At 41.7% G+C, this 24,458-nt stretch carries 18 protein-coding genes and 2 riboswitches; of the genes, 10 read left to right on the top strand and 8 right to left on the bottom strand.

The window, feature by feature from the left end; translation table 11 throughout:
- Positions 1–104 precede the first annotated feature (104 nt).
- Positions 105–2,615, bottom strand: a complete 2,511-nt coding sequence (locus GNF10_RS01345; protein ID WP_185586098.1) for an S-layer family protein — start codon at positions 2,613–2,615, stop codon at positions 105–107.
- Positions 2,616–2,901: 286 nt separating this feature from the next.
- Positions 2,902–3,630 (bottom strand): Bax inhibitor-1 family protein, encoded by a 729-nt coding sequence (locus GNF10_RS01350; protein ID WP_069069689.1) that lies wholly within the window; start codon positions 3,628–3,630, stop codon positions 2,902–2,904.
- 845 nt (positions 3,631–4,475) lie between these two features.
- On the opposite strand from GNF10_RS01350, the gene GNF10_RS01355 reads away from it, so the two are divergent.
- Positions 4,476–5,261, top strand: coding sequence for an RNA polymerase sigma factor SigF (locus GNF10_RS01355; protein WP_118167949.1), 786 nt, complete (start codon positions 4,476–4,478; stop codon positions 5,259–5,261).
- A gap of 58 nt (positions 5,262–5,319) precedes the next feature.
- Here the strand turns inward: GNF10_RS01355 and bchD are convergent, their stop codons facing one another.
- The gene (bchD, locus tag GNF10_RS01360; RefSeq protein ID WP_185586099.1) at positions 5,320–7,353 is read right to left on the bottom strand and encodes a magnesium chelatase ATPase subunit D; all 2,034 of its coding nucleotides are present in this window, start codon (positions 7,351–7,353) and stop codon (positions 5,320–5,322) included.
- A 91-nt stretch (positions 7,354–7,444) separates the two neighbouring features.
- On the opposite strand from bchD, the gene GNF10_RS01365 reads away from it, so the two are divergent.
- The 3 genes from GNF10_RS01365 to rnc all read left to right on the top strand — a co-directional run bounded on the left by GNF10_RS01365 (position 7,445) and on the right by rnc (position 9,950).
- The gene (locus GNF10_RS01365) at positions 7,445–8,032 is read left to right on the top strand and encodes a Uma2 family endonuclease (protein WP_185586100.1); all 588 of its coding nucleotides are present in this window, start codon (positions 7,445–7,447) and stop codon (positions 8,030–8,032) included.
- Positions 8,033–8,075: 43 nt separating this feature from the next.
- Positions 8,076–8,684: a hypothetical protein gene (locus GNF10_RS01370; RefSeq protein WP_185586101.1), complete on the top strand. Its 609-nt coding sequence runs from the start codon at positions 8,076–8,078 to the stop codon at positions 8,682–8,684.
- 72 nt (positions 8,685–8,756) lie between these two features.
- Positions 8,757–9,950: a ribonuclease III gene (gene rnc, locus GNF10_RS39245; protein ID WP_185586102.1), complete on the top strand. Its 1,194-nt coding sequence runs from the start codon at positions 8,757–8,759 to the stop codon at positions 9,948–9,950.
- Positions 9,951–10,008: 58 nt separating this feature from the next.
- On the opposite strand, the gene GNF10_RS01380 is transcribed toward rnc, so the two are convergent.
- A complete protein-coding gene (locus GNF10_RS01380; RefSeq protein ID WP_185586103.1) occupies positions 10,009–11,199 on the bottom strand; it encodes a HAMP domain-containing sensor histidine kinase in 1,191 nt (396 codons plus the stop codon).
- Positions 11,200–11,614: 415 nt separating this feature from the next.
- Positions 11,615–11,827, top strand: a riboswitch (cyclic di-AMP (ydaO/yuaA leader).
- Between the two features lie 97 nt (positions 11,828–11,924).
- On the opposite strand from GNF10_RS01380, the gene ntrB reads away from it, so the two are divergent.
- The 5 genes from ntrB to GNF10_RS01405 all read left to right on the top strand — a co-directional run bounded on the left by ntrB (position 11,925) and on the right by GNF10_RS01405 (position 17,660).
- Positions 11,925–12,776, top strand: a complete 852-nt coding sequence (gene ntrB / locus GNF10_RS01385) for a nitrate ABC transporter permease (RefSeq protein WP_185581371.1) — start codon at positions 11,925–11,927, stop codon at positions 12,774–12,776.
- 74 nt (positions 12,777–12,850) lie between these two features.
- Complete coding sequence (locus tag GNF10_RS01390; protein WP_185581370.1) at positions 12,851–14,293, top strand: ABC transporter substrate-binding protein; 1,443 nt, start codon at positions 12,851–12,853, stop codon at positions 14,291–14,293.
- Positions 14,294–14,399: 106 nt separating this feature from the next.
- The gene (locus GNF10_RS01395; RefSeq protein WP_185581373.1) at positions 14,400–15,236 is read left to right on the top strand and encodes an ABC transporter ATP-binding protein; all 837 of its coding nucleotides are present in this window, start codon (positions 14,400–14,402) and stop codon (positions 15,234–15,236) included.
- 37 nt (positions 15,237–15,273) lie between these two features.
- Positions 15,274–15,385, top strand: a riboswitch (cyclic di-AMP (ydaO/yuaA leader).
- Positions 15,386–15,592: 207 nt separating this feature from the next.
- Positions 15,593–16,210 carry a universal stress protein gene (locus tag GNF10_RS01400; RefSeq protein ID WP_185581372.1) on the top strand — a complete coding sequence of 206 codons (618 nt, stop codon included), beginning with the start codon at positions 15,593–15,595 and terminating at the stop codon, positions 16,208–16,210.
- 112 nt (positions 16,211–16,322) lie between these two features.
- Complete coding sequence (locus tag GNF10_RS01405) at positions 16,323–17,660, top strand: SLC13 family permease (RefSeq protein WP_185591920.1); 1,338 nt, start codon at positions 16,323–16,325, stop codon at positions 17,658–17,660.
- A gap of 188 nt (positions 17,661–17,848) precedes the next feature.
- Here GNF10_RS01405 and GNF10_RS01410 read toward each other — a convergent pair whose 3' ends face one another.
- From GNF10_RS01410 to GNF10_RS01420, 3 genes are read right to left on the bottom strand one after another with little or no spacing between them, the layout of a single operon-like run.
- Positions 17,849–18,052: a high light inducible protein gene (locus GNF10_RS01410; RefSeq protein WP_185583475.1), complete on the bottom strand. Its 204-nt coding sequence runs from the start codon at positions 18,050–18,052 to the stop codon at positions 17,849–17,851.
- A 42-nt stretch (positions 18,053–18,094) separates the two neighbouring features.
- Positions 18,095–18,298 carry a high light inducible protein gene (locus tag GNF10_RS01415; protein ID WP_185607104.1) on the bottom strand — a complete coding sequence of 68 codons (204 nt, stop codon included), beginning with the start codon at positions 18,296–18,298 and terminating at the stop codon, positions 18,095–18,097.
- A gap of 42 nt (positions 18,299–18,340) precedes the next feature.
- Complete coding sequence (locus GNF10_RS01420; protein WP_185583473.1) at positions 18,341–18,553, bottom strand: high light inducible protein; 213 nt, start codon at positions 18,551–18,553, stop codon at positions 18,341–18,343.
- A 626-nt stretch (positions 18,554–19,179) separates the two neighbouring features.
- On the opposite strand from GNF10_RS01420, the gene GNF10_RS01425 reads away from it, so the two are divergent.
- Positions 19,180–22,296: an MFS transporter gene (locus tag GNF10_RS01425; protein WP_185583472.1), complete on the top strand. Its 3,117-nt coding sequence runs from the start codon at positions 19,180–19,182 to the stop codon at positions 22,294–22,296.
- Positions 22,297–22,587: 291 nt separating this feature from the next.
- Here GNF10_RS01425 and GNF10_RS01430 read toward each other — a convergent pair whose 3' ends face one another.
- Positions 22,588–23,421, bottom strand: a complete 834-nt coding sequence (locus GNF10_RS01430; RefSeq protein WP_185583479.1) for a dienelactone hydrolase family protein — start codon at positions 23,419–23,421, stop codon at positions 22,588–22,590.
- Positions 23,422–24,458 lie beyond the last annotated feature (1,037 nt).

Here is a 24,458-nt window from a genome sequence, read left to right on the forward strand (position 1 = left end):
TGTATGAACGATTGAAAAGAAAATTCCCACAATCCTCACTGGAGCGAGAAAATCGTTGCCAGTGACCCAAAATAGTATTATTTCTAACACTATTAGGGTTGTAACTAAGTTTTGGGAACAGCTGCACAAGTTAAGGATGATTGCACCTGAGTAGGATATTTATCTGCAATTAACTCAATTTTGCCCTGAGCGTTACGATGCCAAGAAGAAGCTTGCACAAGAAGTTGTGGCGATTTAGGTATTTGTGCTTGTACTGACTGGGTTTGACGGAATGCAGAGATATCGCGGGTATCCGACCAAGTGCGATCGCTCCTCACTTCTTGCATAGGATTTTGCGGTATCCCACCCCTACCGGTGGCGACAAAACTACTCTCCTGATTACCTGCACAACCTGTAGCAATTTGCTGTGATGGATCAGTGACATTTGCAGGTAGTTTTACTAAACCAGAATTGGAGTCAACACCAAAATTGTTAATATCAACTGTACCGTTAACACCAAATTGGGAACTGGCAGTGATGTCGTTTTCTATTGTCAGTTGAGGACGATATTGAAGACCGAAAATACCTTGAGTAGTGATGTTAATATTGCCACCTCGACCTTGAACTGCATTGGCAATGATGTCGCTATTTTCTAAACCAACAATCACAGGTGAGTTAATTGACAAATTACCACCATTTCCATAGCCCACAGCAGTAGCTGAAATGGCACTATTGTGACGCATCAATAAATAATCTTGCAAGTCTAATCTGACATCTCCACCATTGCCAGAAGCGGTTGATGCGCTGATGCTACCTTGATTGTCGAGAAAAATCGAGTTGGCATTAATTCGTACATCTCCGCCTTTGCCAGGGCCATCATTTGTGACGCTAACCACTCCTCCATTTATGAGGCGTAATGATGGTGTGTTAATTATTACAGAACCTGAATTGCCAGTAGGAAGGGCTGGTAGTTCAAATGCAGCTTGAATAGCTGGGCTGAGAATCTCAGCGTTGGAAAAGACGCGAGAGACTGTCCCAGCAGCATTACCCTGAGTAACACGACCCTCAACATATATGGACTCTGAAGCTTTAATTTCCACACTACCGGCTGAACCTGTTGCTAAGGTAGAAGACCCAAGAGATGCACCGCCTTGAATCACTAATTTAGATGTGTTGATGACTGTGCTATTAGCATTACCAGAACCCTGAGTAATCGTAGATAGCGAACTTTCTGAAAATGCCATAGGATTGTAACCCGCAATTCCGATTAGATTTGTTGCATTAACTTGTATTTTGCCAGTCTGTCCAGAGCTAACAGCCACAGAACTAATTGCACCAGAATCCAGAATGCTGAGATTATCCGTGGATACCGTTATGTTCCCTGCATTGCCGCTATTTAATGAAAATGTGATAATCGCAGTATAAACCGCTGGATTAGCACTGTTAAAGCCTCTGATATCGGTTGTGCTACCCACATTCGTGATAATGTTTCCACCAGATGTTTGAGTCCGGGTTCTAGTGACAATTCTTGCTCCATCCTGGAGGGATAGCTGGGCAGCTGAGACAGAAATATCTCCTACTTTACCTGTGCCGAAATTGTTGATTTGGAGGAAACTTCCTAATTCACCATTGGCTGTGTTCCCCATCAAGTTGAGGGAACCTGTGGCATTGACCGTAATTCCCCCAGACTCTTTTATTCCCAAGTTTTGGAGCAAAACAGCAGAACCCTCAGTTAAGCTGATGTTTTGTCCTTGGATTTGGATTGAGCCATTGTAACCAGTAGCATTGAGCAGTGATTGTTCTGCCAGATGAACATCGTCCAATTTCAACACAGTGGAGTAATCTGGTACCCAACCCGTAGGAGTGGCATTTAGTCCAACTAGCCCAGTGCTTACACTACCAATTTCTATATGTCCGCTGCTCTTGGTGGAAGCAACGCCACCGTAGAAGTTTATACCACCACCAATCAATGCCAGTGTATGATTTTCCCCAACTTGTAATCCGGGGGGACTTTTGCTCGCATTAGCTGTACCAAAGCCAGTACTATCTGTCAACTGGTTTTGATTTCCCTGAACTGTAATGCTACCAGGATTTTGTCCCATCTGTAAACCCACAGGTACGTTCATTGTTAACAGAGGTGGGCTGGAAGCGTTCACAGCACTAAACTCTACCCCATCAGCAAACTTAATACTATTGGCTGTTGTCGCAACAAATGACCCACCGATATTCAGGCTGGCATTTGGCCCGAATGCAATGCCGTTGGGATTCATCAAAAATAAACTGACTGGGTTATTGCTATTGAGAGTGCGAATCAACCCATCTATATTAGATACATTGCCACCTGTAACTCGACTAAATATCGTTGTAATATTTGGCGTGTTTGTTAAATCAAAGGTGGCGCTGCCACCCGTTAGTACTGAGAAATTACTGAAACTATGAAATAAATTATTACCTTTATCAATACCATTTAGAATAGAAAAATCATTACCACTGGTATTGACAATAGTGTTAGTAGTGCTATCCGATGTCACCTGAGCCAAGGTTGGTGATGATATGCCTGAAGTGAAAAATCCAGAGGTCAATGCTGTTAACAACAATTGAAACCAGAGATTTGATTCTTTCTCGATAATTCTCATCACCAATACCTTGATTGAACTCGTTAAAGTTAAAGTTCCCTTAAAGGTATGAAAGATAACGCAATGTGCGATTTATTGTTTCGTTTCACAAGTTTGGTGTATGAACGATTGAAAAGAAAATTCCCAAATTTTGACCCACTTCAGTTCGACGAACTTGTTACAGAATATTAAGTCGCACATGGCGTTACATATATTACTGTTAAACGGATAAAAAAACCGTGGCTGCGAAAAATTTAACCACGGTTTTACTTTATAAAATTTTACTTTTGTTAGTGCCTACAGACAATTAATCGCGGCCATTTATGGCAATTAGCAACCGCAAGATAAAGACAAACAAGTTGATGTAAGTGAGGTACATCGACAAAGCAGCAGGCAGATATTGGTCATCGCTGTAAGTGCGGGGCAAGATGTAGAAATCAACAACAGAAACCCCAACAAACAGGAATACTCCTAAACCGGAGATGGCAATTTCTAACCAATTTGGAGTGTAAACACCAAACATGGCAAAGCCGAATTGGGCAAGACACACAACCACCAAGGCAATAACACCGAGATTGATGGTTTTCGTCAAAGCCATCCCATCTTGTTCAGAAAGATTTGAACCAATTTGACGGGCAAAAATAAAAGTAACGCCACAACCAAGGGCAGCTAAACCTATGCCTTGAATACCAACACCTTGGGATCTCAAAGCGACAAATACCAAGCCACTGAGGGTATATCCAGACAAGAGGCTGTAGGTTGCCAACAGGGGTAGCGCAAGACCCTTGTTACCTTTTTGGGCAACATTTTGGGCAACAAAGAACAAAATTAACTCCAAAATCACCGCACCGATGAAGGTGGGAAAGAAAATTTCGGGGTTAGTACGGATAACTCCCAAACCCCCGTAGGTTCCTAATGCCGTTAGCACCAATCCACCACCGACGTAGGGGAGGGCGTTGGCGATTACGTTTGGGCCAACGAGGGCGTGAGATTTAGCCTCACGGATAGCTTCACGAAAATTACTGGTATTGCTCATATTGAAAAACTGTTTTTTAGGAAAACGTTCTGCTTATTCCTATTGTTACCAATCTTTGCGGTTAACAGCCAAAGATTTAGACGCAACCAGTTTAGGGTGAGTGAGGGGTAGGTAATAGATGCGGTTAGCAGCTAAGTTTCCATCTCACCAAGCATTGAATAGAAATGTACCTCAAGACCCAACTAACCCTCTTTTATTCACTTTGGGGAAATAAAAATAAATGTAGGTTGGGTGGAACGGAGTGAAACCCAACAATACCAAGGTTTTGGATATTGGGTTTCGTTCCTCAACCCAGCCTACGCCTAAATTGATAAAAGTTCTGAAAAATAAGGGTTTTAGATTTTTATCTAGCGAGAGTGATTAAAGAGGGCTAAGTATAAATCTTCATGAAAGTGAGTCGGAATTCTGTTTTTTGTAGCTTAGGTTTTGTTCTTCCACCCAACTTTCAATTTGGATTTTCGACCTTTATTAATGACGGTGCGTACTAAAAGATAAAATTGCCCAGTCTCTTTTGCGATTAATTCAGTACCAATTCACCTTGCTCTCACTATGCCAGATGGCTATCCGGTCAGCAATACACTGTTCAGCATAAATAGCTAGTTTTTGTTGCAAAAGCTAAAGATTATCTGCCATTTAATAGTTATGTAAAAAACAAAAATAACCTGCAACAAAGAGGTTAGCAAAATCATGCGTACAAATACTGAATTATGGAGTTAGACCCCTCATAAGTTCAGTGAAACGACGATAGCTTATTCTTCCCTGACTAAGCAAAATAATAACAGCTTAGAAGAAAATATACGCAACTCCATTTTCTCAGGAATAGGAGTTACAACAAAGGAATGTATATGGCAGCAAGTGAGTCCTCTTTACGAACTGATGGTATAGAATTATTACACTTGTACCACCAGAATCCTTCTATTAAACTTCGTAATAAACTTGTACAGTTACATACTGGCTTAGTACGGAAGATGGCTCATAAATTCAGCCATCAATGTAATGAACCTTATGAAGATTTAGAACAAATCGGGTATTTTGGTTTAATTAGGGCTATTGAGCGTTTCGACCCTAGCCAAGGATATGCTTTTAGTTCCTTTGCTGTGCCATATATTCGCGGTGAGATGCTGCACTTTTTGCGCGATCGCAGTACTTTATTAAAAATTCCTCGTCGTTGGCAAGAATTATACAATGAAGGGCAAAAGATTCGCAAGGACTTGGCAATGTCTTTAGGTCGCCAGCCCAAGGATGCTGAAATTGCCAGCCACCTCCGGGTATCTGTGCAAGAATGGCAAGAAACCAAGTTAGCCGCTCAAAATCGGATGCCTTTGAGTTTAGATGCAACCGCAGTTAACTATGTTGATTGCCAAATAACCTTGGGTGAAGCACTTCCTTGTCCTCGTTCTCATGTGCTTTTGCAACAAGAAGAAGAACGCCAACAACTCCAAGGCGCAATAAATATGTTGGAAGAAAAGCCCCGCATGGCAGTCGAAATGGTATTTTTGAAAGAACTTTCTCGCAAGGATGCTGCTAAGAATATTGGCACTAGTCCAATGACAGTAACGCGCTATCTGCAAAAGGGAATCCAGGATTTGATTTGCTATTTGCAACCACAGGTAATGCCCACTGGATCGTAGTCATTAGTCAATGGTCAGTAGTTAGTACAAAAGCAACTGACAAATGACAAATGACTAATTATCTAGATTTTAAATCAGCGATCGCACCTTTGGTCATAGCAGCAATAGCTTGATCTGTCGCTTTTGGCAAATGATAATATTTACCGCCTGCTGTTTGCGATAATTCTTTAGCAAAGCCAGTAGACACAAATTTACTTTCCGTATCAATTACTAATAGTTGCATTCCCAAAGCCCGGATTCTAGCAGCAATTTCTAATAATTCTCCTTTGATATCTGGCTTTTCTCCTGGTTCTAGCTGTTCACCCAAAGAACGCGCTAAGGGAATATTACCCCGCCCATCGGTGATTGCTACAAGGACAACTTGCCCAATATCTCCACTCATCTGGGCATTTAAGCCGACGCGTACAGCTTGAGTTAAACCATGCGCTAAGGGCGAACCCCCACCACAGGGCAACCTTTCCAAACGGTTACGGGCTAAGGCAATAGAACGTGTTGGAGGCAATAATACCTCTGCTTGTTCTCCCCGGAAGGGAATTAATGCTATTTGATCGCGGTTTTGATAAGCTTCTGTTAACAGTTGCATCACCGCACCTTTAGCCGATTGCATTCGATTCAGGGCCATTGAGCCAGAAGCATCTACCACAAACACTACCAACGCCCCGGCTTTACGTACCAGGCGTTTCGAGCGAATATCAGGTTGTTCGACAATAACTTTTCTATCTGGTTGTCTTTCTCTTCGTGATTTTTGATAAGGAGCAGCTGCTCTTAAGGTAGCATCTACTGCAATGCGTCGCGCTTTCCCCTTGGGTAACATTGGCTTAATGTAGCGTCCCCTGTCATCGGAAAAGATGACACTGCGACTACCAGATTTACCTTGCCGCTTTGCCATTTGAGTAAAGTAAAGCACGTTGTCATCAAGGATTACCCCTTCTGGATCAAAGATAAATTCTTCCGGGATGTCTGGGGGTTCTTGTTCTTGATTTTCTTCCTGTTCTTCCTGTTCTTCTTGTTCCTCTTCAGATTCATCTTGGGGTTCTTCTTGATTCTGTTGTGGCGGCGGTGGAGGCGGTGGCGGTGCTTGGTCGGGTGGCGGTGTCTGCACAACTGTGGCACGTGGTACAATTACCAGTTCTACAGCACGGCGCAAATCTTCGGCATTAACTGTTGTCCTTCCCTCCAAAGCCGCAGCAGCTTTGGCAACTCGCGTGGCGAATAACTCGGCGCGATGTCCCTGAACTCCTCCGCGAATCGCCTCATCCACTAAGTAGGCAATTTGTTCATGGGTAATGACTACTTCTTTCAACCATTCTCGTGCCAGGATGATTTGGGTTTTGAGTGAGTCTAAATCTTCGTTGTATTGTTTGAGGAAGTCTTGGGGAGATTTAGAATAAGCGATCGCTTGTTCAACTGCTTCTACTCTTTGATCTAAGCCGAGTACACCGTCAGCAGAGAGTGCGATCGCAATTCTATCTAATAAATGTTCCCGTAATCCGCCTTCTTCTGGATTGTAGGTGGCAATAAATAGGGATTTGCACGGATGCTGAAAACTAATCCCTTCCCGTTCAATCTGGTTGCGTCCATCAGATAATACTGTTAGAAGCTGATTTGATATTTGGTCATCTAATAAATTAATTTCATCTACGTACAATACACCCCGGTTTGCTGTAGCGAGTAAACCAGGCTGAAAAATGGTATCACCTTGTTTTACCGACTTTTCCACATCTACTGAACCGAGAAGTCGGTCTTCTGTGATACCTAGAGGAATTTGCAAAAAAGGTGCGGGGATAATTTCGACGGGCACATCTTGAATATCTTTGTCTGCGTACTCCGCCAATAGTTGATCGTCCCATTCTTCTGGGTGGTTGGGGTCACAATTGCTGATTGAGCCTTTGACAACTTCAATCGGCGGTAGTAGAGCGTGGATAGCACGAGCCATTACAGATTTTGCCGTACCACGACGACCTGCGATCGCTACTCCTCCCAAACCAGGATCAACGGCTGCTAACAGCAAGGCTAATTTAATTGCTTCTTGACCGACTACAGCCGTCAAGGGAAAGGCAGTGATGGTGGGGTTGATAGTAGGCGCAGGCATTGTTTGCTTTCATAGCGAGTCTCGGCCTTTAGCATACCAATTTCTGGCACATTTAGAATAAGTATTATGGCAATGAGAGAAAGGTAAGGTTATGAGTATTGCTCAGGCTAAACGCTTCACACTAGATGAATACCACAGGCTTGGAGAATTGGGCTTTTTCCATGAAGATGACCATATTGAATTAATCAACGGGGAAATTATTGAGATGGCATCCAAAGGTACAGCCCATGAAACTTGTTTAAGGAATTTGTGGAAGCAACTCCCAAAAATTGTAGGAGATAGGGCAACTTTGCAATCTCAAGCCCCGATTACTTTGCCACCTAAGAGCGAGCCTGAACCGGATTTTGCGATTGTTCAAAACCGAGATGATAATTCTCTCTCGTCTCACCCTCAACCTGCTGATGTGTTGTTGGTGATGGAGGTTTCAGATTCTTCTTTAGCTTATGACCAAGATGTGAAAATACCTCTCTATGCTCAAGCAGGTATTGCTGATTATTGGATATTCAATTTATTCGATAATCAGTTGCAATATTACAGTGTATCATTTCAGGATAATCAAGGTAAATATGGCTATTTAAATAAGCGAATTATCTTGTCAAATCAGGTGATAAATTTTCCTTGGTTCCCTGATTTATCTCTGGATTTAGCGAAGGTGTTTCCGCCAAAGCTGAATTTTTAAACTTTGTTATAGGATTCAGTCATAAGACAAAGGAGTAAGTTCTATGGCTTATAGTGATTTTAAACTTATTGAAGTTATTGATTCTTTTGGGTTAGTTATCCACGAATCATCTGGACTATTCGCAAATGTGCAGGAGCAAGAATGTAGTGATTTATTATCTACTATTCTTAAGGAGAATGTTGATTTAGCAGTAGCGATAAGTTCAGGAAAAGCTCGAAGTGAAATGATAATCAGTCCAATTTTATTAGAAATTAGACGCAAATTTAATTATGAAATAAGCTTTTTTTCGGGAGTTGATTTTACTGTTGATAGCCAGCGAGGATTAAACGGCTTTTGTGATTTTATTTTGAGTCTTTCTTCGGAACAGTTGTTTGTGCGTAGTCCGGTGATTGTCTTAGTAGAAAGTAAAAATGAGAATTTGAGATATGGTTTAGCACAATGTATTGCTGAAATGGTAGCTGCTCAGTTATTTAACGAGAGAGGTGGAAATCAAATTAAAGCTATATATGGTGCTGTTACTATCGGTACTATCTGGCAATTTGTTAAGCTTGAAAGTAATGTAGTTTCGATTGACTTGAGTGAGTATTATATTAAGGATATTAAGAAAATTTTAGGTATTTTGTATAGTGCAATCGCGCAACGTAAGCTATAGATTATTTATTAGATTGAATATTATTGACACCACTATTCAGTTATCTTGGGAATCATACAAATAAAAACCTCAATGGCTATTAGTAATCGCAACAGAGTCGAGAGTGCTTTAATTTATTTAAATCAGGGTCTACACCCCTATTTTGAGCAGGAAATGCGGAAAGTATACGGTAAACGCTGGCTGGAAATAGCCACATCCTGCCTATCTGATAATCAAAGTATAAAGCGTAACCCAGAAGACATTCTGCACGATGATATTTCAGAATTACTAAAAGTAATAATCGGACAATGGAACCAGGTCTTCAAAAGAAAATTGGGTCATGGAGAACGTGCCTTAGTTAGCGAAATTATGGAAGTTCGCAACAAATGGGCGCATGAAATTAATGGAAAGCGTTTCTCTACTGATGATACTTATCGCGCACTTGATAGTATTGCTCGACTTCTCAAAGCTATTTCAGCATCAGAGGCAGATATTGTAGAAAAGCAGAAGCAAGAAGTTTTGCGATCTCTTTCTCCGAAACAAGCCGAAGAAGTTCGCATCAGAGAAAGCTTAGATGAACTACTAATACAATTGCCTTTTCAAGATGCATCTTTCCTGCTTCGCGCACTCACTCACACATCGTATATGCATGAAAACCCTAATTCAGGTGAAGATAATGAGCGACTTGAGTTTTTGGGTGATGCCTTACTAAATTTTTTAAGTGGCGAGTATCTTTATCGTCGATATCCTGAGAAAAAAGAGGGCGAACTAACACCTTTACGTTCTCGGCTAGTGGATAAGCCGCAGTTAGCAAAATTTGCTGTTAGTTTAAATTTGGGTAAATGGATACGGCTAGGTAATGGTGCAGAAAAAGATGGAGGACGCACACAATCTAGATTGCTCAGTAACACTTTTGAAGCGATTATCGGTGCGTATTTTTTAGATTCGGGAACTGAGTCAGTACGAGATTTTGTAGAACCATTGTTTGATTCAGTCATAGCTGAAAACCTATCCATTTCTCATAAGTCTGATAGTAACACCAACAATTTTGTAATTGTAGACTCAAAAAATCGCTTTCAGGAATGGGTGCAACGCAACGTTACCCCCACTCCCCCTAAATATTTCACAGAACAAATAGGTGGCCCTTCTCATGCACCAGAATTCATCGCCAAAGTATTGGTAGATGAAAAAATTTATGGCGAAGGTAAGGGACGCAATAAGAGAGATGCAGAGAAAGCTGCTGCTGAGGATGCACTAGCTAAGTTGAAAAAACAAGGATTATTGTAATAATGTTTTTTGATTTCACGCAAAGGCGCAAAGAAGAATTTTACGTCTTGGCGCGAAATCAACTCTCTATTTGTAAGGGCAAAATTACAGTGAAGGTAGAACCAACTCCCACCTCAGAAACTAAGTTAATTTGACCTTGTAGTAGTTTTACTAACCGCGAAACGATCGCTAACCCTAATCCTGTACTATCAGGTAGATAAGGACGATCGCTAGCACTTACGCGAAAGTAGGGTTCAAATATCTGGGCTTGGTCTTCTGGTGCAATGCCAATTCCAGTGTCAGAAACTGCGATCGCACATCTCTCTTTATCCAACACCTGACACATTATAATAATAGTCCCCGACTCTGTATAGCGAATCGCATTACTAATAAGATTTGTAATAATTTGTTGGCATTGAAAAGGATCTGTGATTAATTCTTTGGGAGCGCGATGGCAATCCACTACGACTTTTAGATTTTTCCCAGCAGCTAAAGGTTCCAACATTTCACAGATATTATTAATTAATTCAGGCACATCTGTGGGTGCTAGTTGAAGTTTTATCTGTCCTGCTTCATAGCGCGAAAGTTCTAATACATCGTTAATTAGGTGGAGTAATTGTCTACCGTTACGTAGTACCCGCTCAATATGTTCTAAATTGGTTGAGGTGTCTTTTATCTCTGTCTTGCGTCGTTGTTGGCGTAAAAACAGATCCGAGTAACCAATAATAGAAGTTAGAGGATGTTTCAATTCGTGAGCGAGTTGCGAAAGATACTCTTGATTGGCGCTCATTAAGCGCGTAAGTTCTTCATTATGGAGCGTTAGTGATAATTGCAATTGCTGTAATTCTCGCAAGCGTTCTTCAACATAACTCTTAAAACATCGAGCGATCGCTTCGTCTATGATAGCGTCAATCAAACGCATAGAACGAATTATATCTACAGGTGTTCCCTCTAATAAATCTGCTTGTAGAATATCAAATATTACTGTTCGCAGCAGATGATATTCTCTGGCAATTTCTGCTGGGTCAAAGCCTTGTTCGGCTCGAATAGCTCCATGCTGAAAACTAGCAGTAACTATTGACTCAATATCATTCTCCTGAAATTTTGAAAGCACTGTCACCATAGCTTGTAAAACATCAGGGATATGATCCTTTACTCCTGTATAAGATAGGTCATCAGCACTTTCAATCCGTCTATCCTTGCGAACTGCTGCAACCCATTTATCGATGATGGTGTCCGTTTTTTCAGCCAGTACTTGACTAAAATCCATTATGTTAAATTCAACTAGGAGATAGATGAGCAAACTTCCATATCCAATTAGTTTAGCTATTGCAGTGGGTTTTTACCAAATTTAACAATTTAATTCACCTACCAAAAGGAATATATAATATATGTTATTTTGTTTGCTAATTAAGTAGTCGTATATAAAATTTTATCGGTATATTCCGTTTTCTATTAAAAATATTAATCAAGCACGTAATATTTTTGATACTTGTCTTGACTATATTCTTTAGCTGTCTGTCCAAGGAGTTCACTCACAACACAACTAAATATACAAGTCTTATTTATTACCAATAATTAATTAATAACACTTGATATAAGTATTAAAATAAACAACATTTATCATAAGATAGATGGCTTTTACTGAGCATCAATGCTATATTGTGCATAATTTAGTATCCATTAGAGTAAGTCAGCCTAATTCAGCGTGTCACAGTGGATAACGCTGGAGCGGAGGAACCAAATTGTGGGGCGTATCTCATAGAAAGTGAAGAGTTAAAAGTGAGAAGTGAAGAGTTAACTCAGCACTCAACACTCGGTACTCAGCACTCTAAAAAGAAGGGCATCTCTCAGCCCTAGCCCGTCAGCTAACTTCGTAGGCATTGAGAGGAGACTGAAGAGACGGCATTTTTATAATGTTCCGATCTCATCGGTGTCCAAGGCTGGTACTGCTCGGATTTTTTGTACCTGCACTTAAATCTGTTGAGGTCGTAAATGATATTTCAATTAAATTTGGCCGCGATCGCTGCGATCGCAACACAAGCTGCGTGGAAAAAGACAAAACCTGTCATCCTCAGAGATGTATTTATTCTACCAGTATTGGGTTTCTTGGGAATAATTGTGCTGTGGTGGATTATTGCACTTGCCAATGATGAATTGATGCCCACCCCACCAGAAGCGTTAATTGCTAATTTAGACTACATCTTAAATCCCTTCTACCAGCGAGGCCCAGGCAACTTGGGAATTGGCTGGTTGTTAATAGCAAGTCTGCGCCGGGTATTAATAGGCTTTTTGTTAGGTGCGGTAGTAGCGATTCCTCTGGGGTTTCTCATTGGCATGTCCAGACCGGCAATGCTAGCGCTCAATCCGATCATTCAAATTTTTAAACCCGTATCACCCTTAGCTTGGCTGCCCATCGCCTTAGCAATTTTCAATTTGGCAGATCCTTCAGCTATTTTTGTCATCTTTATTACCTCCTTATGGCCAACAATTATGAATACCGCTTTAGGAGTTTCTAGCGTTCCCAAAGATTATTTAGATGTGGCACGAGTACTGGAAATGCCCCGTTGGAGACGGATTACAAAAATCATTTGGCCTGCAAGTTTGCCGTATATTTTTACAGGTTTACGAATTAGTTTAGGCATAGCTTGGCTGGTAATCGTTGCTGTGGAAATGCTTACAGGCGGTATTGGGATCGGCTTTTTCGTCTGGGATGAATGGAGTCGCTTAAACCTGAGTTCAGTCTTTTTAGCTGTGTTGATAATTGGTGTAACCGGGTTAATCCTGGATTACACCGTGGACAAAATCCAAGAATTAGTAACCCACCGCCCTAAAACTTCCAACTAACAAAATTCGGTTGCTATCAAAACAGCAAAATGTAACGTGAGTAATTGTAATTCATCACCAATGGAGCTACAAGAATGGGTGATATTAACTGGACTCGACGAGATATTATTAAGGGAATAGGAGCAACAACGGCGGGAATGGCGCTGTCCTCCTGTGGAATTTCAGGAGATAGATCAGCCAAAGGATTAACAGAAGAAGCCTTAGCTGTGCAACCAGTAGTTAAAAGCGGCGACCTAGAAAAAGCCGATCTTACAGTTGGTTACGTTCCCGTTAATGATTGTGCGCCATTTGCGATCGCCTGGAAAAAAGGCTTCTTCCGTAAATATGGTTTGAACGTTACACTCAACCGCGAAGCCAGTTGGGCCACCTCCCGCGACGGTTTAATTTTTGGTCGCCTGGATGCTTCACCCGTGGTATCTGGTGCAGTTACTAACGCGAGAATTGGTGCTGAAGGCGCACGCCACGCCCTCTTGTGTGCAGCGATGACCATTCACCGCCACGGTAACGCCATGACAATGAACAAAGCCATGTGGGATTTTGGGCTGCGTCCGTGGTACGAGTATCAAGAAAAATATGGTGATGGTGCTTTAGAAGCCTTTGGGCGCGATTTCCGAGGCTACTTTGACAAGCAAGCGCCAGAAAACAGAGTTTGGGCAGTAGTATTAAGTTCCTCCATTTACGAATACTTTATCCGTTACTTATCCGCCGCCGCCGGTGTTGATCCGCTTAAAGAGTTTCGCGTCATCATCGTTCCGCCTCCCCAAATGGTGACAAACGTGCGGATTGGAGCAATGCAAGCTTACATGGTTGCAGAACCGTGGAATACAAGGGCAATAACAGGTAACGAAAACATCGGTTTTACCTTTGCACAAGGCAAAGAAGTCTGGTTGGGACACCCAGATAGACTTTTGGGAGTGATGGAATCTTTCATCGAAAAATATCCCAAAACCTATCGTTCCCTAGTTAAGGCGATGATTGAAGCTTGCCAATATTGCAGCAAAGCAGAAAACCGCCAAGAAGTAGCCGAACTGATAACAGACCGTTCCTTTACAGGTGCTAGACCCAAAAAGAAAGGTGCGCCAATTGCGAAGTTTACCAGTCCCGGAATTCTCGGCAACTATAACTATGGCGGCTTTGATGGTAAAGACCGCACCATTAAAGCCGATGATACTACGATTTTCTTCGATATTCCTGACAACCTTCCCAAACAACCAGAAGAACACTCAACATTCTTATGGCGATCGCGAAGTATCTGGTTAATGACACAAGCAGCCCGGTGGGGACAAATTAAGGAATTTCCCAAAAATGCCGAGAAACTAGCCGAACTTGGCTGGAGAACAGATTTATACCGCGAGATAGCATCTGAAATGGGCATAAAATGTCCCAAGGATGATTACAAGGTCGAACCACCAGAAGTATTTATAGATAAGAAAGGCTTCGACCCCAGCGATCCTGTGGGCTATCTGAATAGTTTTGCTATCAGGGCTAACGCTCCCACTAACTTTTTCATGTCTTAAATCCCAAGTTTAAATCTGACCTTGGCAATTTTAGATTTTAGATTTTCGGTACAAGTCGCAGTTAATCCAAAATTGATTGACTAAATTATTTCGGGAGCCTTTGATGATGGAATATACCTCATTACCTACTAATACCCAGACTGGAGTTCTGCCCCGCACTGGATTTTTAGAAATTGAAAATTTAGTCAAGTCTTATCCGACACCTGATAAAGCTAACTTTGTCGTTTTAGATGGAGTTAATCTAACGATTGGTGAAGATGAATATATTTCTGTAATTGGTCACTCTGGTTGCGGGAAATCAACCCTATTAAAGATAGTAGCTGGTTTAGAAAAAGCCACCTCCGGCTCAGTTCGGCTTGATGGCAAAGAAATTCATAAGCCGGGAGCCGAAAGGATGATGGTATTTCAAAACTATTCATTGTTACCTTGGCTAACAGTACGAGAGAATATCCGTTTAGCTGTGGATGAAGTGCTAAACAATGCTAATCGGGCTGAAAAAATTAGCATTGTAAATGAACACTTGGCAATGGTAAACTTGACGGCGGCGGCTGACAAATATCCTGATGAAATCTCTGGAGGGATGAAACAACGAGTAGGTATTGCCAGAGCCTTAGCAATTCGTCCCAAAATGTTGCTGATGGATGAACCTTTTGGGGCACTAGATGCGCTAACTCGTGGTAAATTGCAACGGCAAGTATTGGATATTTGGGAAAATAATCGTCAAGCAGTGATGATGATTACTCACGATGTAGACGAAGCAATTTATATGTCCGATCGCATCGTCTTGATGACCAATGGCCCATCTGCTAGTATAGGAGAGATTTTAGAAGTTCCTTTTGAGCATCCGCGCGATCGCGCCGCCATGCGAAACTCAAAAGAATATTTTGAACTCCGCAACCACGCTCTGAATTTTCTAGATCGCTATTTTGCCCAAGACGAGTAAATTAGATTATCATTTTTTTAGTGGGTAGCCTAATTCAAATTCATGAAAGCTGAATTTGGAACGGAGGAACCAATGTTTGGGGCTAATCTTATGAGAGACACCTTCCAGTCTTAGCCCGTCAGCTAACTCCGTAGGCAATGGAAGGAACCCCCAAGACTTTGGCTGTAATACAGTTATTATTGGGGTTTCCTGGACTGATTTAAGATTTGCAATTTTGGTTATCGTTACTCAATCTAAAATCCAAAATTGTTCGACTGAGCGTAGCCGAAGTCCAAAAATCTAAAATTTGTCCCCCTGCTTCTTTCTCATTACTAATTCATTTCATTGGGAGAAGTAAAGCTGTGCAAATCAAGCCAATGTTAGCACGTCTGCAAAGTGCCACAGGTCGAGATGACTTAATTGAACAAATGGTACTCCTGCCAGAACCAAAACAACCTTTTTTTAAAGAACCTCAAAAAGCAAAAGCAGTTAATTTAATTGTTGCATACAACGCATCTCCTAACAGTCATACGGCGCTAGACATTGCTTTCTGGATTGCCCATCAAACTCGTTTAGCTACTAATGCAGAAGTCACTGTTCAAGCTGTTTATGTGGTAGAAGACAATCAAAGCAGTCAATATCCAAATATCTTGAGCTTTCCACAACAGCCTTCATTAGAATGTCAAATTAGTGAAGTATCAAAGTCTGTGACACAGGTATTAACTCAACCCAAATTGCAGACAGTGGTAACTCCCTTACAACAAGCAGATATAATTCTCTGGCAAGCCCGAAGTCTGGCTGAAGAATGGCAAGGTTGCTTCAAATCTCATTTGCGGTTTGGCAGCATTTCTGCAGAACTTCACAAAGTTGTTGAATCAGAAGCCGCCGATATTCTATTTCTCGGTTGCCAATCTGTTAGTCATCCAATGATTGAAGCATTAGGTTCTAATTTCCCCTGTGCTGTTTTAGGTATTCCCAGTTGTATTGATGAATAACCGTTGTTTAAAATTTCAGTAATTTTTATTCAATTGTAATCACAGATAAGTCACCTAAAACTAGGTGGCTTTTTTTGCTACTATGCAACCAATAAAACTTCAGGAGTAAGATGTGGACAACTGGCAAGCAATTCTCAGCGTGATTACATTTATAAGCGTCATTATCTTAGTGATGACGGAATGGGTACATCTCACCATCGCTGCATTATTGGGAGCATTATTATTAGTTTTTACCAACGTTATGACTTTACAAGAAGCTGTTGGTTACATCGGCAAAAGTCATGGAACACTCGGTTTATTCTTTGGAGTGATGGTATTAGTGCGGGCTTTTGAACCTACCAAGATATTTGATTATTTAGCAACTCAAATAGTACTCTTGGCTAAGGGACAAGGCAAGCGTCTATTACTCGGTATTGTGGCTATCGTGACACCCATTTGTGCAGTTTTACCAAATGCTACAACAGTGATGTTGTTAGCGCCTTTAATTCCACCAATGGCGAAGGAAGTCGGGATAAATTTTGTTCCCTTGTTAATTTTAATGGTATTTGTTGCTAATAGTGCCGGACTTCTTACTTTAGTTGGAGATCCAGCTACCTTTATCGTTGGTGATGCTGTGAATATCAGCTTTACAGATTATTTATGGGAATTGAGTTTAGGAGGGGTAATTGCCGTTGCTATAGTAATTGCAACACTACCATTTTTATTTCGTAAAATTTGGAATACCCAGTTAGATAATTTAGAAGAACTGCCACATCCACAAATCAATCATCCACGAGCTTTAAGCTTTGGTGCAGTTATAGTATTTTTCGTCCTGCTATTTTTTGTCGTTGGAGAAACTCTACCAGTTCCGGTTTCGCCTGCTGCCGCAGCTTTGTTAGGAGCAGCTTTAGCTTTATTGTTATCTCACCATAGCAAAATCGATTCAGTTAACAATATTTTGCGGGATGTAGACTGGAGTACATTAATATTTTTTATGAGTATTTTTGTATTAATTGGAGGGCTAGAGAAAACAGGTGTAATTAATAGTTTATCAGGAATATTTGCAACAATTTTAGGAAAAAATATTATCCTGGGTTCCCTAGTTTTATTATTTTTTGTAGGTATATTATCCAGCGTAGTCCCGAATATTCCTTTAGTGGTGGGGATGGTTCCCTTACTCAAACAATATATTGTAACTGTGGGATTAGCACCCGCAGAAGTTCTAGCGCAAGATTTTCAAGGGCAGTTTCCCCCAGAAGTATTACCGCTTTTTTATGCCATGATGTTTGGTGCAACTTTGGGAGGTAATGGCACATTAGTAGGGGCATCATCTAATATCGTCGCTGCCGGTATTTCTGAGCAGCATGGACGACGCATCTCGTTTAAAACTTTTCTTCACTACGGTATTCCAGTGATGCTGTTGCAACTGGTAGCTTCGGCTTTGTATGTGTTGTTTCGCTTTCTACTTTAAATAAAGGTAGGGGTAATTCATGAATTGCCCCTACCTGAAAACTAGGGTTTAGATTATTATTTGCGGAAGTCTTAAGCTGTTACGTATACAACTTGCATTATCAGGGCGGGTAAGATACCCACCCCACAATCATATTGAAAAAATATTAGTGCAAATTAAAAGCGCAACAGCTTATATTGCTATGGCTACTAATAGCCAATTATATGCAATACATCGCGTAAGACACTATAGCCAGCTAAATCCCAAAGCAAATAGGCGAGAAAACCAATTGCTGCCAAACGACCATTCCAAATTTCGGCTTGAGGAGTCCAACCAAACAAAAAAGCATTGCGGTCTATACCATTGTAGGCTTTAGCAACAGGTGGTAAATCGTTAGATGAGCGAGTTTCCATTTTTTTTCTCCAATATCCAGTAAGTTTTGAAAGGTTTAATCTTTAGTAGCCAATTAAGTGCAGTACGTCGCGCAGGACACTATAACCAGCTAAATCCCAAAGCAAATAGGCGAGAAAACCAATTGCTGCCAAACGACCATTCCAAATTTCGGCTTGAGGAGTCCAACCAAACAAAAAAGCATTGCGGTCTATACCATTGTAGGCTTTAGCAACAGGTGGTAAATCGTTAGATGAGCGAGTTTCCATTTTTTTTCTCCAATATCCAGTAAGTTTTGAAAGGTTTAATCTTTAGTAGCCAATTAAGTGCAGTACGTCGCGCAGGACACTATAACCAGCTAAATCCCAAAGCAAATAGGCGAGAAAACCAATTGCTGCCAAACGACCATTCCAAATTTCGGCTTGAGGAGTCCAGCCAAACAGAAAGGCGTTGCGATCTACACCGTTGTATTCTGGTGCAACAGGTGGTAAATCAGTAGAAGGTCGAGTTTCTTGAGTTGCCATTTGTTTCTCCAAAATTTCTTAGCTTTTTAGATGTTTAATTTCTAGCAGCCAATCAGATGTAAAACATCGCGCTGGACACTATAACCGACTAAATTCCAAAGCAAATTACTTTTTTACAAGTATTGGCAAATCTCTAGAATAATGAGTTGCCATCTTGTTGTCGTCAACAATTCATTTGTTAACTTTAATGTAGCTATTTATAACTAGATTGCTTTCTGCCTGTAGGCACAAACTACAGGCACTTCTTCTGGACGATAATCAACAACATATTAGTGCAGACAAATCCACCCTGAGAGGGTGATAAAAAATAATTATAAATAAATGTAAAGTTCTAGTAATTAAACTATAGCTTTGGCAAAATCAATCATTTTGATTAAGCAGTTAAAATTAAGAGCGTGGTAGCCAATAATTAACCAAATTTTTAAATACTTTTACCGTTAGATAATAAAATTTATATCTTTTGCTGTATATAGTTTTCAGCCTTTGGAGAGATGCTTTCAATAGCTAAATTCTACGATTCTGAACTAAACAGTTAGGTATTGCCATAGGTACAGACAAAAATACTAAGAGTTGCTTCTCAAGAAAATCTTAACTCCCCAAATTTAAACTTAGTAGAAGGAAATACAATGTTCCAAAGTACGGAAATCATGCTGGAACTCTACAAACCACTATTGTGGTTAGCACAGGTTCCAGTAGATCCCTCAAGCGTCACGCCAGCACAGGCATCGGTTCTCACTTCCGGCCCGCGCTTTTTTGTGGCTTTAATCTCCGGTGTGATTTTAGCCTTTGCTTTCCAATTAGTTCTAACTAATCTTTCCCTTGCAGCCGGTATTTCCTATCTGGGCCACTCATCTGACTCGGATTCAGATTCTGGGGAAGTCGGAAGTTTGGGCGGCAGCATTCGCAAAATCGGCACGGCAGTAGGGATTTGGACGTTAATAACTGTAACGATCGCTCTATTAATTGCCTGTTTCCTGGCAGTAAAATTAAGCCTTGTAATCTTAGATCCAGGCTTAGGAGCAATCCTCGGTTTGGTAATTTGGGGTGCTTACTTTTTACTCCTGGTTTGGGTAAGTTCCACTACTGTGGGTTCCTTAATTGGCTCAGTCGTAAATACGGCAACTTCCGGTTTTCAGGCGATTATGGGCACAGCTACAGCCGCACTAGGCGCAAAAGCTGTCAATAATCAAGTTATCGCAACAGCTGAAGCCGCCGCCGCCGCCGTCCGCCGAGAACTAGGAAGCGGCATCGACCCTGGAAGTATTCGGGAAAACATAGAAGATTATTTAGATAAGCTGCGTCCACCAGAGTTGGATGTGTCGAAAATTCGGAGTGATTTTGAAAATTTACTCAACGATCCGCAATTAAAAGCGATCGCAGGGACTCCAGATATTCGCAACATCGACCGCCAAAAGTTTATCGAGTTAGTTAGCAGCCGCACCGACCTTTCCAAAAAAGACGTTACCCGCATTGCTGATACTTTATATAAGGTTTGGCAACAGGTAGTAAGTCAGCATTCACCCACTGAAGACCGGATGGGTGAGTTAATGGATTATCTGAAATCACTTCCAGCAGGACAAAGTAAGACAGATGAACTTAACGCCAAGCTGGATCGACTAGTTGCAGAAACACGTGGTTCCAAGGAAGCTGACCAAAAGGCAGCTTCTGGGCCAATTCAAAGTACAATCCAGCAAGGACTATCCGCCTTAACCGCTGTAGTGTTAGGACGGGCAGATTTATCTGATTTGGATGTGGAAAAAATCTTGGGTAGCCTCACCACAGCCAAAGATAAAGTCACCCAACAAGCAGATAAGCTAGGGTTGCCAACACCATCACAACCCTATAGCCCAATTCGATCTGATGTCGAAAATTATCTGTACAACACTTATGCTTGGCAACTAAGCCCAGAAAAAATTGCCCAAGAATTTCGTGATGTCATTTACGATCCAGCAGCCGATCCTGGAATAGTCCGCAGAGAACTAGAAAGATTATCACGTAACGATTTCGTCAAAATTCTCCAACAACGGGGACTACTTACCCAAGGCCAAATTCAGCGCATTGCAGATCAGCTAGAATTTGTCCGTAAAGATGTGCTGGTGACAGTTACAGGTATCGAAGAAAGAGAAATAGTCCAAGACTTGCAACGCGCAGTAGAAAGTTATCTGCTCGTTACCCCAAAAACGGATTTGACACCTGAAGGCATTGAACAGAATTTTAAACCACTGTTGCAAGACCCAGATGCAGATTATGAAACCCTGACATTGCGACTGGCACACATTGAACGTCAAGAAATCCGGGAGATATTGCTGGAACGGAATGATGTTCAGCTATATGAAGTAGACAGCATTCTGGATGAATTAGAAAAACAACGCGATCGCGTCTTGCTAGAATCCAAAGGATTAGCTGAACAGGCACAATATCAAGCTGAAACCCTGTGGCTGAATGTAGAATCATATCTGCGTAACACCGGGAAATCAGAACTGAATCCTGATGCCATCCGCGCGGAGTTCAAAAAGCTATTAGAAGATCCCCAAGCTGGAATTACCTCAATTCGGGCGCGGTTGTCTCGCTTTGACCGCGATACCTTGGTACAACTATTGAGTCAGCGCCAAGATTTGAGTGAAGATCAAGTTAATCAAGCGATCAATGCGGCTGAGGAGTCCTGGCATAACATTCGCCACACACCTCAAGCTGTAGTGGATAAAGCCAAAGAGCAATACGACTCTGTTACTACAACGATCGCAGATTACCTGCGGAATACTGGTAAACAAGAACTGAATCCAGAGGGTATTCAGCGAGATTTGACCAAATTGTTTGAAAATCCCAAAGAGGGAGCCGTTGCACTACGTCGGCGGTTGTCGCGCGTAGACCGGGATACACTGGTGAAGTTGCTCAGTCAACGTCAAGACTTGAGCGAACAACAAGTTAATGAAATCATTGATTCCACCCAAACTTCGATTCGTAACTTTGTACGTGCGCCTCGTCGTTTAGCTACCCGCACACAGCAAAGAGCGGAAAACTTCAAAGCTTATCTGGAAGAGTATCTACGCCAAACTGGTAAAGAAGAACTTAATCCTGAAGGTATCAAACGCGACTTACAATTACTCTTGCACGATCCGCGAGTGGGGGTAGAAAGTTTTAGCGATCGCCTTTCCCATTTTGACCGTTCTACGATCATCGCCCTGCTGAAGATTCGGGAAGATATTTCTGATGAAGAAGCAGCGCGGATTGCCGATAACATTGTATCCGTCAGGGATCAATTTGTAGAACAAGTGCGGAATATCCAACGAGGTATTCAAGATGCAATTGAGGGAGTTTTTGCCCGCATCCGCAACTATTTAAACTCCCTGGATCGCCCGGAACTAAATTACGATAGTATCAAGCGCGATGTCCGCACATTTTTTGACGATCCTCAAGCGGGATTTGATGCCCTGCGCGATCGCCTATCTTCTTTTGATCGTGAGACTTTAGTAGCAATTATGAGTTCTCGTGAGGACATCTCTGAAGAAGATGCCAACCGGATCATCGACCAAATTGAACGGGCCCGCAACACAGTATTGCAACGTGCAGAACGCATACAGCAAGAAGCCCAACGCCGCCTAGAACAGGTGAAGCATCAAGCACAGCGACAAGCTGAAGAAACCCGCAAAGCCGCAGCTACAGCAGCGTGGTGGTTATTTGCCACAGCATCCGTCTCCGCCGTTTTCTCTGCATTAGGAGGAGCGCTGGCTGCAAGGCCATAGTTTAACAAGTTGTCTCCGCTCACATTTAAGCCTCCCATTATTGGGAGGCTTTTCTATTGTCATTAGTTATTAGTTATTAGTCATTAGTCATTTATCCTTCAATACAGTTGAGTTAAGGCTAAAACTCTTTGCCAATGCCAATTTTTTTAACATAGACGCGGAGCGACTTGCCGCAGGGTACCGCAAAGAGAACAAAGAAATGCTTAACCCAAGCGTAAGTAGCCGACCTACTTATTGCTTTATCAAACCAATGACTAATGACTAATGACCAATGACAAATGACATAACAGCTTAAGAAACGCCATACTTCTTAAACCAAGCCAAAAGACGTTTCCAACCGTCCTTAGCATCTTTCTCGCGGTAGGAGGGGCGATAATCGGCAAAAAAAGCGTGGGGTGCATCGGGGTAGACGATAATTTCAGATTTGCTGCTGCTAGACTTTAAGCGATCGCGCATCTGTTCTACTGTATCAAGGGGAATACCAGTATCCTTGCCACCGTAGAGTCCAAGAATGGGGACTGTCAATGCCGATGCAATATCAATTGGATACTTGGGCTGAAGTTCGGTAGCATCGCCCACGAGCCGCCCATACCATGCTGCACCTGCCTTCACCTTGGGATTGTGTGCTGCATACAACCAGGTAATGCGGCCGCCCCAGCAGAAACCTGTAATCGCCAATTTATCGGCATTGCCTTTAGCTGATTTCACAGCCCATTTTACCGTCGCATCGAGATCGGATAACACTTGAGAATCTGGTACTTTGGCAACAATCGGGCGAATTTCGTCTATACTGCTTAACTTAGTGACATCGCCTTGACGGATAAATAATTCCGGTGCGATCGCCAAGTATCCCAACTGAGCAAAACGACGAGTAACATCTTGAATATGCTCGTGTACACCAAAGATTTCTTGAATTACCAAGACAATTGGGAAATTTTCACCAGTAGCGGGTGCTGCTCTGTAGGCAGGAATTTCACCATCTTTGACGGGAATTTTCACTGCACCAGCTACCAACCCCTTAGCATCGGTAGCGGTGACTTGAGCAGAAATGGGTTGCACTGCCAAGGCAAAACCCGTCGCCAAGGTGCTTGTTGCGATAAATTTGCGGCGTGTTATTTCTTTCATCATCTCTACCCTAAATTGGCGAAAACTTTATTGTTGGTTATCAGTACAGTAGTACGACAACAAATATTACAATTTATGAATCAGTTTACCGTAATATTTTAGATTCGTTTGCTGTCCAAAAGTTTTTTCTGTGTGGCTCTTGTCAGAGAAAAGCCGCCTGTATTGGCGAAGAAAAGCCACGGGATAAGCAATTTTCTGTACTGAGTTACTCTTTCTAGCTGGGTTCTCATATCTCAAATGCGCGGAAGGGTAGGTGTACAAATTCTAAAGTCCTCAAAAAGTGCTTCTATTCCAAATACAGCAAGGCTTTCAACCCATTAGTCAGCTAATCCTAATCCGCGCAATCTCTGAAATGCTTACCAAAAGACGATTTCAGCCTTTAAATTTTTTGGCACTCTTTCCAAACAAATTCTGTAATGCTATGATTGCTCTCGAATCGCGCAACTGTACCTTGAAAAGTAAATACAGCTTGGGTTTCAGGCTCCCGCTATTATTGCAATTTATCAAAATCCCTATCAGGGATTGAAACACGCCATCGCACTACTGCGATAAGCAACGCAACGATTGCAATTTATCAAAATCCCTATCAGGGATTGAAACACAGGTAGATAAAGCAATGATAAAACAATACTGGATTGCAATTTATCAAAATCCCTATTAGAGGTTGTTTGAAAAGTGGTTGACTGTGGTTTTAGGCACTAACTGATCCCCCCTAGCCCCCCTTTTTAAGGGGGGAACCGAAATCAAAGTCCCCCTTTTTAAGGGGGATTTAGGGGGATCTAAAATGTTTTGTTACCGAGAAGAAAACTTTTCAAACATCCTCTTAGTAAAAGCTAGAAGTTGTGTAGGTTGGGTTGAGCAATAGCTCAACCCAACCTACTATTTTTCTTAACTGAATGATATTGATTTATAGTGCGATCGCTAATCTTTTCGATTGAGTGGGTGCTAGAAAGCATCGATTTGCAAAAGTCAATTTTCTAAAAATAAAAACACAGATGAACACTGATAATTTCTCTGTATCCATCTGTGATTATGTG

Origin of the sequence: Nostoc sp. UCD121, assembly GCF_014222285.1 — a bacterium.
In the GTDB taxonomy this organism is placed as follows: domain Bacteria; phylum Cyanobacteriota; class Cyanobacteriia; order Cyanobacteriales; family Nostocaceae; genus Nostoc.

Bases quoted from the DNA above. Each gene is read 5' to 3' on its own strand.
- GNF10_RS01345 (WP_185586098.1), bottom strand. From the start codon at position 2,615: ATGAGAATTATCGAGAAAGAATCAAATCTCTGGTTTCAATTGTTGTTA.
- GNF10_RS01350 (WP_069069689.1), bottom strand. From the start codon at position 3,630: ATGAGCAATACCAGTAATTTTCGTGAAGCTATCCGTGAGGCTAAATCT.
- GNF10_RS01355 (WP_118167949.1), top strand. From the start codon at position 4,476: ATGGCAGCAAGTGAGTCCTCTTTACGAACTGATGGTATAGAATTATTA.
- bchD (WP_185586099.1), bottom strand. From the start codon at position 7,353: ATGCCTGCGCCTACTATCAACCCCACCATCACTGCCTTTCCCTTGACG.
- GNF10_RS01365 (WP_185586100.1), top strand. From the start codon at position 7,445: ATGAGTATTGCTCAGGCTAAACGCTTCACACTAGATGAATACCACAGG.
- GNF10_RS01370 (WP_185586101.1), top strand. From the start codon at position 8,076: ATGGCTTATAGTGATTTTAAACTTATTGAAGTTATTGATTCTTTTGGG.
- rnc (WP_185586102.1), top strand. From the start codon at position 8,757: ATGGCTATTAGTAATCGCAACAGAGTCGAGAGTGCTTTAATTTATTTA.
- GNF10_RS01380 (WP_185586103.1), bottom strand. From the start codon at position 11,199: ATGGATTTTAGTCAAGTACTGGCTGAAAAAACGGACACCATCATCGAT.
- ntrB (WP_185581371.1), top strand. From the start codon at position 11,925: ATGATATTTCAATTAAATTTGGCCGCGATCGCTGCGATCGCAACACAA.
- GNF10_RS01390 (WP_185581370.1), top strand. From the start codon at position 12,851: ATGGGTGATATTAACTGGACTCGACGAGATATTATTAAGGGAATAGGA.
- GNF10_RS01395 (WP_185581373.1), top strand. From the start codon at position 14,400: ATGGAATATACCTCATTACCTACTAATACCCAGACTGGAGTTCTGCCC.
- GNF10_RS01400 (WP_185581372.1), top strand. From the start codon at position 15,593: ATGTTAGCACGTCTGCAAAGTGCCACAGGTCGAGATGACTTAATTGAA.
- GNF10_RS01410 (WP_185583475.1), bottom strand. From the start codon at position 18,052: ATGGAAACTCGCTCATCTAACGATTTACCACCTGTTGCTAAAGCCTAC.
- GNF10_RS01415 (WP_185607104.1), bottom strand. From the start codon at position 18,298: ATGGAAACTCGCTCATCTAACGATTTACCACCTGTTGCTAAAGCCTAC.
- GNF10_RS01420 (WP_185583473.1), bottom strand. From the start codon at position 18,553: ATGGCAACTCAAGAAACTCGACCTTCTACTGATTTACCACCTGTTGCA.
- GNF10_RS01425 (WP_185583472.1), top strand. From the start codon at position 19,180: ATGTTCCAAAGTACGGAAATCATGCTGGAACTCTACAAACCACTATTG.
- GNF10_RS01430 (WP_185583479.1), bottom strand. From the start codon at position 23,421: ATGAAAGAAATAACACGCCGCAAATTTATCGCAACAAGCACCTTGGCG.